Below are 10,306 nucleotides of genomic sequence, written 5' to 3'. Positions count from 1 at the left end.
GCCAGTCAAGCGGGAGGCAGAAGAGAGGGAGCAGTTTGTCCATGCAGGTGCGCGCGCATGGCATCGGTCAGGGAATCGAGCACGTTGCGCTGCTGCTGTTTGAGTTGTGGTGACGACCGTCAGCATCCGCTCGATGTAGCGGCTGCCCTGGGGGCCGTGCGTGCCGAAACTGCCCTTGCGCTTGCAGACGGCGGGGCGCAGCGCACGCTCGGCCCGGTTGTTGGTGGGCTCCACCTGCTCGGTGACGCGCGGCTTCACCTCGGGCAGCTCTCCTTCAAGCTGGGCGATACGCGCATCTCTGGGGTCTACCTCGCTCACGCCACGGCTGGTACACCACGTCAGCCGTCACTCGATCCAGCAGGTCATCTCCCTCCTGCTCACCCCTCAACCAAGCCAGACGCGTGAATGGTTACGGAAGTCCATGGGGTACGCAGCGGCCGCTCCGGGGTCGGCCTGGTCGCGAGCGACTCAGACACCTGGCTCCCGGTGGAGGCGCGAGCTGGGACGCTTCAGCCCGGATGGGACGAAGCTCGTGACCGCCCACTTCGACGGCACGGCGTACATCTGGCCGGAGGCGCTCTGGGCGCCCCTCCCAGTCCAGCTCGCGAGTCTGGACGCGGGCCGGAGCCTGACCCCCGAGGAGTGCCAGAGGTATCTCCACACCCGGAGAGCGACCTGCTCCGCCGGGCCCGTGCCCATCCCCCGTGCCGGACACCTCGCGCGGAAATGAACGCCCCCGTGGCTCACCCTCCGAGGGAAGCCCCGCTGGCACGGCAGCTGCTCTGTGCAGCGGACAAGCGCGCCATGGAGGCGCGAAGGAGAAGGACAAAGGTGGTCGAGATGCTGACGGCGGGGAAGCGGTTGGCGGTGTTCTCCATCCGCGAGGGCAAGGGCGGGAGCATCTGGGTGCGGGCGGGGAGCGCGTTCGTGAACAAGGACGGCTCGCTCAACGTGCTGCTGGATGTGCTGCCGCTGGACGGGAAGCTGCACGTGCGCGAGGCGGGGGACAAGAAGGACACGGTGCAGGCGGGGGGGGGTGGGCGCTACGGGCTGGACGGCGGGCTGGACTCGCTGCCGGTGGGAGGCCACTCGTGAGCGCACGGGTGATGCAGGTGGCCGCGGTGCTGGGGCTGTTGTGGCTGCTGGGCTCCGGCGGCGCGCACGCCGCTCAGGCGAAGACGCGCACGCAGTACACGGGGGTGGTGAACCTCAACGAGGCGACGGTGGCGCAGTTGGATCTGCTGCCGGGCGTGGGCGGGAAGGCCGCGCAGCGCATCGTCACCTGGCGGGAGAAGCGGGCCTTCAAGCGCATCGAGGAGCTGGTGCGGGTGAAGGGCTTCGGCAAGAAGCAGTTCCTGAAGCTCAAGCCGTACCTGACGCTGCAGGGCCCCACGACGCTGAAGGTGGAGAAGGTGCCGGTGCGGGCCGACGAGGTCCGCGTCACCGGCTCCGTGGCGAAACGCTGAGCACCCGGGGAGGGAGGGTGCCCATCCCGTGGGCATCCTCTCTCCGCCGTGTGTTCCTCACCGGCCGGAGGCGCGGGGCGGCAGCGAGATGGCGTCGGCCCGCTCGGTGAGGGCCATGTCGGGCGTGAGCTGGAGGGGCTGGACGGGCGCGGAGGTCAGGGTGGTGGCCTCGCGCATGGCCTCGATGAGCTGCTGACGGCCATGGGGATAGGGGGCCTCCGCGCCGGTGAGCGACAGGAGCTGGCGCTGCAGGGCCTCGCCCGAGGGCGTGCGCTGCTCGGGGTCGTGCTGGAGCAGACCCATGATGATGGCGTCCAGCGTGGGCGAGATGCCGGGCACGGACTGGGAGGGCGGCAGCAGCTGCTGCCGGGTGGCGGCGACCATCAGCTCCGCCTCGTTCTCTCCCCGCAGGACGCGCTGGCTGGTGAGGGCCTCGTGGAGGGTGAGGCCGAGGGCGAAGAGGTCCGCCCGCCCATCCAGGGGCTTGCCGTAGGCCTGCTCCGGCGCCATGTAGCCCGCCTTGCCGCGCACCGTCTGGGCCTGGGTGAGGGCGAGCTGGTTGGCCGCGCGCGCGATGCCGAAGTCCGACACCTTCACCTCGCCGATGCGCGAGAGGAGGATGTTGGGCGGGTTGAGGTCGCGGTGCACCAGGCCCAGGGGCTCGCCCTTGGGGCCGGTGCGGCCGTGCATGTACGTCAGCGCGGCGGCGACCTCCACGCCGATATAGGCCACCGCCGCCGGAGACAGCCGCTTCCAGTACACGCGCCACAGCAGCGAGCTGAGCGGCATGCCGTCCACGAACTCCATGGCCAGGAAGACGGTGCCCTGGTGCCGTCCCAGGTCGAGCACCTGGACGATGTTGGGGTGGATGAGCAGCGAGCCCAGCTCGGCCTCGCGACGGAAGAGGCCGAGGAACTCCTCGTTGTCCGCGTACGCCGGGAGGATGCGCTTGATGGCGACCTGCTTCTCGAAGCCGCCCTCGGGGCTGTAGGTGGCGCGGAACACCTCGGCCATGCCGCCGACGCCCAGGCGCTCGTGGAGGAAGTACTTCCCCATGACGTCCTTCTCACGGATGGCGCGCAGCGCGTCCTCGGCCTTGCCCACGATGACGCTGGCCAGCGTCGCCGCCAGCGGCCCGTAGCAGAAGAGGAACACGCAGCGCAGCAGCACCATGGGGAACGTCAGGGTGCTCAGGGCCTCGGGCGGGAGCCGGGGCTGGGCCACCAGCAGGTACAGCGCCATGTACTCCAGTGCCACCAGCGCCGCCGCCGCGTAGGCCAGCTTCCGTCCCGCGCGGAGCGCACACACCACGATGAGCGCGCCCCAGGCCACCAGCGGCGGCGCGGTGAGCGCGTACACGGCGCCATGGGAGTACATGTCCATGACGAACACCGCCGCCGGAATGGAGACGGTGATGGCGCTGTCCACCCACTGCATGGCCGGGTGGAAGCCGCCGCGCCGCAACTCCCGGAGCATGAACGTGTAGTAGAGGCTCAATCCGCCCGTCAGGCCCGCGATGCCCAGCGCCAGCCGCCAGCCAATCACTCCGCCGAGCAGCACCGCGGCCACGCAGCTCAGCAGGGTCATCCCCCGCATGAAACGCGCGATGGACATCTCGCGAGGGACGACGTCCTGATCCAGGTACTCCTGCAGCAGGCGTGCGGAGTGCGATGCGCGGGGGGCGGCGGCGGCTTCCATGAAAGGCCAGTCTATCCGACTTCCTGGCCCGTCATCGACCGTGCCCCCGGAACCAGCCCGTGACTCAGCCGAACGTCACGTTCATCAGCTTCACGATGGGCTCGTCCCCATAGAAGTCGATGATGTTCACCGACGCGTACCCCTGCTCCATCCGGAACAGGTTGGCGTCCGGCATGCCCAGCGCCTCGGCCAGCAGCGTCCGGTTCACCCCGCCGTGCGACACCAGCACGAACGTCTCGCCCGCGTGCCGCGTCCGCAGCTCCCGGCCCGCCGTCAGCACCCGCTCGCGCATCTCCGGGTAGCTCTCGCCCTCCGGGAAACGCACCCGCGTCGGATGCGCCATCCACTCCGCGTACACCTCGGGATAGCGCTGCTCCGCCTCCTCGTAGCTGAGCCCCTCGAAGAGTCCGAAGTCGATCTCCCGGAACGCCGCCTCCGTGTCCACCGACATCGCCTTCAGCTCCGCCAGCGGCGCCGCGCTCTCCCGCGCCCGCTGACGCGGACTCGTGTAGATGCGCAAGAGCGGCGCCTCGGCCAGGAAGCGCGCGGCGCGCTCGGCCTGCAACCGGCCCGCGGACGACAACCCCACGTCCAGCCGCCCGTAGCACCGGCCCCGCATCTCCTCCACGGGCTGCCCGTGGCGCACCAGCACCATCCGCGTCACACCCTTCGGAAGCCGCCAGTCCATCACCCCTCCCCCAGCCCGAGCAGCACCACGAACACCAACGTCTCACATACTTCCGTGTTCGCTCCCATCGTGTCTCCCGTAATCCCCCCAATCCTTTGCATGCACCAGGCGCCCTGGATCGCCGACACCACCGTCACCCCACCGAATATCACTCCTCCCCGCCATCCGAGCACACCCACCGCCAGTGCGAGCACCAGCAGCGTCGCCCCCACCCACTCCGTCCACCCCACGTAATCCGTGATGGCCGACCCCAGCCCGCCCGAGCGGCGCGCGTACGGCAGGAACCGCCCCAACAACACCGAGGCCCACCGCCCCAGCGCCGGGGCCACCACCAGCGCCACGTCCGCCTGTCCCCGCTCGAGCAGCGACGCCAGGGCGCTCGCCTTCAGCCCCACCCCCAGCAGCAGCGCCACCGCCCCGTACGCCCCGATGAGGTGGTCGCGCATGATGCGCAGCACGTCCTCCTTCGTGTGCCCGCCTCCAAACCCATCCGCCATGTCCGCCAGGCCATCCAGGTGCAGCGCCCCCGTCAGCAGCGCCCCCAGGGCCAGCAGCAGGAAGGCGGCCACGAAGGGCGGCAGCGCCGGGTAGAAGGCATGGCGCGCGAGCACCAGCACCCCCCCGAGCAGCGCTCCCACCACGGGGAACAGCAACGTCGCGCGGCCCACGTCCGCCGCGTCGAACGTGGCCGCCCCGGGCACGGGGATGCGGCTGAGGAATGCGATGCCGGCGAACAGGCGCCTCATGGGGAGCGCGCCTCTTGCCACGTTTTCAAGCGGATGGCACCCCCGCTCGACAGCTCAGGGGCCTGCACCTACCCGCGCCGACACGTCCGTCCACGCGGCGACGGCGCCCCGCACCACGGCCACCAGCGCCGAGTCCACCCCTCCCCAGGGCACCAGCCGCCCCGCCACCAGCCCCAGCACGAACGTCAGCGCCAGCATGCGGCTCCCCCACGCCCGGCGCCTCCGGGCCTTCGCCGCCGGACCGCCCCCCTCCACCGCCCGCGCCTGCTTCAGCGCGACTCCCTCCTCGTCCAGCACGAGCACGCGGACCTTGATGCCGCCGGAGAGCAGCGTCTCCACCAGCGTCTCCAGGAAGCGCTCGTAGTGCTCCGGCGAGAGGTCCAGCTCCAGGCCGTGGTGGGACTCGTAGCGCAGGGCCACCGACTCGTAGCAGCGCAGCTGCGCCTCCTCCTTCGCGGTGTCCACCCAGCCGCAGACGATGGAGGGCGCCGACCCCTCCCGGGCCACGAGCGAGATGGATTGCCGGGCCAGGAGGCCTCCCGCCGTGCTGGGGCCCTCGGGCTCGTCCACCCGGAGGACGCGGTAGGGCGCGCGGCCGAAGAACCTCCGGGCGAACGTGTCCCGCAGCAGGTCCGCGATGAGCACCGCCTTCGTGGAGAACGCCGTGCGCAGCTCCGGCTCCTCGTCGAGCGGGGCGAGCAGCTTGCCCGTCGTGTCCTCGTCCGGCACCGGCGGCGCCGTGCGCGTGGCCCCCGTCAGCTCCAGCTCCGGGTAGTGCCAGGACGCGTCCTCACGCTCCTCCAGGGTGGAGAAGTCGAGCTTCCGCTCACTTCCGAGGTTCGTCTTCCTGCTCGCCATGCGCTGCTCCCTTCCAGTCCCTGGAGTCCGGGCGCGGCAGGATACGGTGTCAGACACACCTTTGGGTACCCGCGGGGGTTCCATCCGCTATAACGGATACACTGCTTGACAAACGGAGGGGCGGCGGGCACCTTGAGAATCGTTCAAGCCCGCCCCCCGGCCGCGAACTCGTGAAGAGCCCACCACCCCACGAGGGACGGTGGGCTTTTGAATTTCATGGGGTACCTCTGATGAAGCCGCCGTCCACCCGCAAGCTCACCGCCGCCCTGCTGTCGCTGCTGCTGTCCGCCGTGCCCGCGCTGGGTGGCTGCTCGAAGCCGGGGGCCGCGCAGGGCGAGCCCCTCACCCTGCTCAACGTCTCGTATGACCCCACGCGCGAGCTCTACACGGAGCTCAACGCCGCCTTCGCGAAGCAGTGGGAGGCGAAGAATGGGACGAAGCTCGTCATCAAGCAGTCCCACGGCGGCTCCGGCAAGCAGGCGCGCGCCGTCATCGACGGGCTGGACGCGGACGTGGTGACGCTGGCGCTCGCCTACGACATCGACATGCTCCACGACAAGGGGCAGCTCATCCCCGCGGACTGGCAGAAGCGGCTGCCGAGCAACAGCTCGCCGTACACGTCCACCATCGTGTTCGTGGTGCGCAAGGGCAACCCCAAGGCCATCCGGGACTGGGAGGACTTGCTGCGCGAGGGCGTGAGCGTCATCACCCCCAACCCGAAGACGTCGGGCGGGGCGCGCTGGAACTACCTGGCCGCGTGGGGCTACGCGCAGCGCAAAGCTGGGGGTGACGAGGCGAAGGCGCGGGAGTTCATCTCGAAGCTCTTCAAGAACGTGCCGGTGCTGGACTCGGGGGCGCGCGGGGCCACCACCACCTTCGCCGAGCGCGGGCTCGGGGACGTGCTCATCGCCTGGGAGAACGAGGCGTTCCTGCTCACCGAGGAGGTGGGCAAGGACCAGTTCGAGATCATCGTCCCCTCGGTGAGCATCCTCGCCGAGCCGCCGGTGGCGCTGGTGGACCGGAACGTGGACCGCAAGGGCACGCGCGCCGCGGCCGAGGCCTGGCTGCAGTACCTCTACACGGAGGAGGGCCAGGAGCTGGCGGCGAAGCACCACTTCCGGCCGCGCTCGCAGGCGGTGGCCGCGAAGTACGCCAGCCGCTTCCCCGCCGTGAGCCTCTTCACCCTCGACGAGGTGTCCGGCGGCTGGAAGCAGGCGCAGAAGCAGCACTTCGATGACGGCGGGGCGTTCGACCAGCTCTACGACCCCCAGGCGAAGTAGTCCGGAGCCACCATGCACAGCAGCGCACGACGCCGCGTCCTGCCGGGCTTCGGGCTGACCCTGGGGCTCAGCTGGTCGTACCTGGGCCTCATCGTCCTCCTTCCCCTGTCCGGACTCTTCCTCAAGACGTTCTCCCTCTCCTGGGCGCAGTTCTGGGACACGGTGGCCTCGCCCCGCGTGCTGGCCGCGTACCGGCTCAGCTTCGGGGCGGCCTTCCTCGCCGCGCTGCTCAACGCCGTCTTCGGCCTGCTGGTGGCCTGGGTGCTGGTGCGCTACCGCTTCCCGGGCAAGGCGCTCGTGGACGCGCTGGTGGACCTGCCCTTCGCCCTGCCCACCGCCGTGGCCGGGCTGACGCTCACCACCCTGTACTCGCGCAACGGCTGGTACGGGCAGCACCTGGAGGCGCTCGGCTTCCAGGTGGCCTTCACGCCCGTGGGCATCGTCATCGCGCTCACCTTCATCGGGCTGCCCTTCGTGGTGCGCACCGTGCAACCGGTGCTGGAGGACATCGAGGCGGATGTGGAGGAGGCCGCCGCCACGCTCGGCGCCACGCCCTGGCAGGTGTTCACCCGCGTCCTCTTCCCCAGCGTGATGCCCGCCCTGCTCAGCGGCTTCACCCTCGCCTTCGCCCGGGCCATCGGCGAGTACGGCTCCGTCGTCTTCATCTCCGGCAACATGCCCATGAAGACGGAAATCGCGCCGCTGCTCATCATCACCCGGCTCGAGCAGTACGACTACGCGGGCGCCACGGCCATCGCCGGGGTGATGCTCGCGGCGTCGTTCGCGCTGCTGCTCGCCGTCAACCTGCTGCAACGCTGGACCCAACGCCGGTTCGAAACCCGGCCGGGGACTGGATAGGACGCGCGCCCCATGCACCCCCCCTCGCACGCTCCCCGCCGCGACCGGCGCCTCGTCTCGGGGCCCGCCGCCGTGCGCTGGCTGCTCATCTCCGTGGCGCTCGCGTTCCTCGGCTTCTTCCTCGTCGTGCCGCTGGTGGCCGTCTTCACCTACGCCCTACAGAAGGGCGTGGGCGCCTACTTCGCCGCCATCCTGGAGCCCGAGGCCTGGAGCGCCATCCGCCTCACGCTGCTGGCCGCCGCCATCGCCGTGCCGCTCAACCTGGTGTTCGGCCTGGCCGCCGCGTGGCTCATCTCCCGCTTCCGCTTCCCCGGACGGGACGTGCTGCTCACGCTCATCGACCTGCCCTTCAGCGTCTCGCCCGTCATCGCGGGGCTCATCTTCGTGCTGCTCTTCGGCAGGCAGGGGTGGCTGGGGCCGTGGCTGGCCGAGCACGACATCCACATCATCTTCGCGGTGCCGGGCATCGTGCTGGCCACGGTGTTCGTGACGTTCCCCTTCGTGGTGCGCGAGGTGCTGCCCATCATGCAGGCGCAGGGGCATGACGAGGAGGAGGCGGCCCTGTCACTGGGCGCGAGCGGCTGGCGCACCTTCCTGCACGTGACGCTGCCCAAGGTGAAGTGGGGCGTGCTGTACGGCGTGCTGCTGTGCAACGCGCGGGCGATGGGCGAGTTCGGCGCCGTGTCCGTGGTGTCCGGGCACGTGCGCGGGGTGACCAACACCCTGCCGCTGCACGCGGAGATTCTCTACAACGAGTACAACCTCGCCGGTGCCTTCGCCGTGGCCTCGCTGCTCACGGTGCTCGCGCTGGTGACCCTGGCCGTCAAGAAGTACGTCGAGTGGAAGGCGGAGGCCCCATGAGCGTCATCGTCGAGCAACTCACCAAGCGCTTCACCGCCGGGGGCACGCCCGCCGTCTCGGACGTGTCCTTCCACGCTCCGTCCGCGGCCATCACCACCCTGCTGGGGCCCTCGGGCGCGGGCAAGTCCACCCTGCTGCGCCTCATCGCCGGGCTGGAGCTGCCGGACTCCGGCTCCGTGCGCATCGAGGGCGTGGAGTGTACGCACCTGCCCGTGCAGAAGCGCGGCATCGGCGTGGTCTTCCAGAGCTACGCGCTCTTCAAGCACATGACGGTGCGGCAGAACATCGCCTTCGGGTTGGAGACGCGCAAGCTGCCGCGCGGGGAGATCGAAGCGCGCGTGGACGAGATGCTGAAGCTCGTGCAGTTGGAGGAGCTGGGCAAGCGCTACCCGGGGCAGCTCTCGGGCGGACAGCGGCAGCGCGTGGCCTTCGCGCGGGCGCTCGCCATCCGGCCCAAGCTGCTGCTGCTGGACGAGCCCTTCGGCGCGCTCGACAGCCGCGTGCGCATCGAGCTGCGCGAGTGGCTCCAGTCCCTGCACGAGCAGACGGGCGTCACCACCCTGCTCGTCACGCATGACCAGGAGGAGGCGCTGGAGATTTCACAGCACGTGGTGGTGCTCTCGGACGGGCGCGTGGCCCAGGCGGGGCCGCCGGAGGAGATCTACGACCGGCCCGCGACGCCGTTCGTGGCTTCGTTCGTGGGGGGCACCAGCATCCTGCGCGGGCGCGTGCGCTCGGGCCGGGCCGAGGTGGGCACACTCGTGGTGGCGGCGCCCCAGAGCGCTCGCGAGGGCGAGGCGGTCCAGGCCTTCGTCCGGCCGCATGACATCAAGCTCGCCAGGCCCGCGAACGGGAGCAACGAGCTCACCACGAGCCGGGTGGAGCGGCTGAAGTCGGTGGGCGGCTACGTGAAGGTGCTGCTCAAGCTGCCCTCGGGAGAGACGGTCACCGTCGAGGTGCCCCGCGCCGAGTTCGAGGACCTGGGTGTCGTCGAGGGCGACCATGTGCACGCGGACGTGCGCATGGCCCAGGTGTTCCTCGGCGACTTCGCCATCTGAGCTGTTGCATCCACCCGTCACCTGCTGGCTGTCCGGATTCGTCAGAGATGCCCCCCAGAATGGAGTTCCCCATCGGAGGCGCTGATGATGTGCACGCTGTGGGTGATGCCGCTGCGCACCCAGACACAAGGGCCTGTGAATCCATGGGCGAGGCTGCTGCTCACCCTGGCCCTGCTGTGCAACGCCTGTGCGTCACTGCCGCCTCGCGGCCAGGGGACACACCTGCGCTACACGCCGCATGAGACCGCCGCCCCCTCTTGGGCACAAGGGCCAGGTGAACCACCCACGCCCGAGCCCGAGGGGACACAGCGGCTGCACCGCCGCCAGCAGGCACGGCAGGCGGTGACGGCCGTGGGCCCGGGCGATGCGGACACCCCGGCGCGGGGCAGCGCCCTGGCGGCCCACCTGGCGCTCCTGGAGGCCGTGGACGAGGTGTCCGCCTCCACCCGCCGCCTTTCCCGTGAGCTGCCCAGACTCCGGGCCAGTCACCAGGGCATCGCTCGTGCGGGCAACGGCATCTTCGTCCGCTACATCGAATATGGGGAACGTCAGCTGCGGTGGATGGACGCCGAGCTGGCCGCCGCCACGCGCCTGGCAACCGCCGCCTCCCAGGTGGAGGACCCGGACATGCAGCTGGCCCTGCTGCGCCTGGCGGGCCCCCGGCTGGAGGCCGCCATGCTCGGCTCCCTGCTGCTGGCCGTCTGGTTCGACTTCCTCCTCCTCACCGACGACGCGCTCTCCCGCCGCCTCTACAGCGTGGAGTGGTTGTACGTGGACATGGAGCGCTTCCAGA

At 70.4% G+C, this 10,306-nt stretch carries 10 protein-coding genes and 2 pseudogenes; 7 read left to right on the top strand and 5 right to left on the bottom strand.

Annotation, left to right across the window (positions count from 1 at the left end):
• Positions 1–5: 5 nt before the first annotated feature.
• A pseudogene (locus tag AC16DP_RS32915) lies at positions 6–234 on the bottom strand (IS66 family transposase); the annotation flags it as partial.
• Between the two features lie 606 nt (positions 235–840).
• On the opposite strand from AC16DP_RS32915, the gene AC16DP_RS32910 reads away from it, so the two are divergent.
• Positions 841–1,095: a hypothetical protein gene (locus AC16DP_RS32910; protein WP_047863136.1), complete on the top strand. Its 255-nt coding sequence runs from the start codon at positions 841–843 to the stop codon at positions 1,093–1,095.
• Positions 1,092–1,466: a ComEA family DNA-binding protein gene (locus AC16DP_RS32905; protein WP_329734358.1), complete on the top strand. Its 375-nt coding sequence runs from the start codon at positions 1,092–1,094 to the stop codon at positions 1,464–1,466. Before AC16DP_RS32910 ends, AC16DP_RS32905 begins: the two co-directional genes overlap by 4 nt.
• 57 nt (positions 1,467–1,523) lie before the next feature.
• On the opposite strand, the gene AC16DP_RS32900 is transcribed toward AC16DP_RS32905, so the two are convergent.
• The 4 genes from AC16DP_RS32900 to AC16DP_RS32885 all read right to left on the bottom strand — a co-directional run bounded on the left by AC16DP_RS32900 (position 1,524) and on the right by AC16DP_RS32885 (position 5,456).
• Positions 1,524–3,164: a serine/threonine-protein kinase gene (locus tag AC16DP_RS32900; RefSeq protein ID WP_329734359.1), complete on the bottom strand. Its 1,641-nt coding sequence runs from the start codon at positions 3,162–3,164 to the stop codon at positions 1,524–1,526.
• A 64-nt stretch (positions 3,165–3,228) separates the two neighbouring features.
• Positions 3,229–3,852 carry a histidine phosphatase family protein gene (locus AC16DP_RS32895; RefSeq protein ID WP_329734360.1) on the bottom strand — a complete coding sequence of 208 codons (624 nt, stop codon included), beginning with the start codon at positions 3,850–3,852 and terminating at the stop codon, positions 3,229–3,231.
• Positions 3,852–4,598: an adenosylcobinamide-GDP ribazoletransferase gene (gene cobS / locus AC16DP_RS32890; RefSeq protein WP_329734361.1), complete on the bottom strand. Its 747-nt coding sequence runs from the start codon at positions 4,596–4,598 to the stop codon at positions 3,852–3,854. The genes AC16DP_RS32895 and cobS overlap by 1 nt, the downstream gene beginning before the upstream one ends.
• A gap of 54 nt (positions 4,599–4,652) precedes the next feature.
• Positions 4,653–5,456 (bottom strand): hypothetical protein, encoded by an 804-nt coding sequence (locus tag AC16DP_RS32885; RefSeq protein WP_329734362.1) that lies wholly within the window; start codon positions 5,454–5,456, stop codon positions 4,653–4,655.
• 230 nt (positions 5,457–5,686) lie between these two features.
• On the opposite strand from AC16DP_RS32885, the gene AC16DP_RS32880 reads away from it, so the two are divergent.
• From AC16DP_RS32880 to AC16DP_RS32860, 5 genes and pseudogenes are all read left to right on the top strand, one after another.
• Entirely contained in the window at positions 5,687–6,736 is a 1,050-nt protein-coding gene (locus tag AC16DP_RS32880; RefSeq protein WP_329734363.1) for a sulfate ABC transporter substrate-binding protein, read from the top strand.
• Between the two features lie 12 nt (positions 6,737–6,748).
• Complete coding sequence (gene cysT / locus AC16DP_RS32875) at positions 6,749–7,594, top strand: sulfate ABC transporter permease subunit CysT (RefSeq protein ID WP_329734364.1); 846 nt, start codon at positions 6,749–6,751, stop codon at positions 7,592–7,594.
• A 12-nt stretch (positions 7,595–7,606) separates the two neighbouring features.
• On the top strand, positions 7,607–8,455 hold the full coding sequence (gene cysW, locus AC16DP_RS32870) for a sulfate ABC transporter permease subunit CysW (protein WP_329734365.1): 849 nt from the start codon (positions 7,607–7,609) through the stop codon (positions 8,453–8,455).
• The gene (locus tag AC16DP_RS32865) at positions 8,452–9,513 is read left to right on the top strand and encodes a sulfate/molybdate ABC transporter ATP-binding protein (protein WP_329734366.1); all 1,062 of its coding nucleotides are present in this window, start codon (positions 8,452–8,454) and stop codon (positions 9,511–9,513) included. Before cysW ends, AC16DP_RS32865 begins: the two co-directional genes overlap by 4 nt.
• 84 nt (positions 9,514–9,597) lie before the next feature.
• A pseudogene (locus tag AC16DP_RS32860) lies at positions 9,598–10,306 on the top strand (DUF2380 domain-containing protein); the annotation flags it as partial.

It is taken from the genome of Archangium sp. (assembly GCF_057119385.1).
The sequence above is the reverse complement of the archived record's forward strand: the minus strand, read 5'-3'. Positions and strand labels throughout refer to the sequence as shown.